The organism is Flavobacterium xizangense, from assembly GCF_054075145.1.
Window position 1 is genome coordinate 1 of the sequence record NZ_JBSIPG010000056.1, and the last position, 290, is coordinate 290.

1 pseudogene is annotated in these 290 nt (G+C 35.2%); it reads right to left on the reverse strand.

The features are described 5' to 3' along the window. Nucleotides 1-84 precede the first annotated feature (84 nt). Nucleotides 85-290, reverse strand: a pseudogene (locus ACWA1B_RS22495) (MFS transporter); the annotation flags it as partial.

Genomic DNA, 290 nt, shown 5'->3' on the forward strand with positions numbered 1-290 from the left:
TATATGGCCATACAATAAAAATTTATCCTGAATACAAATACCAGTCCTGCTGCCAATAAAGCTTCTGATTCTATATTAAATACCTTACATGTAACCACGTCCGTCAGAATCACTAAGTCTTCTGAAAGTAACACTTGAAAGAATAGTTATAATTGCCAACACAATAAATGTATAATGAAAAGATTGCGCAATACTGAATCCCAAATGTTCTGATCCGAAGAAAGAAAGCACAAGACTTGCTGCAGAAACACCAAAACTAATAGAAAGCTGCTGCATGATAACGAGCATGG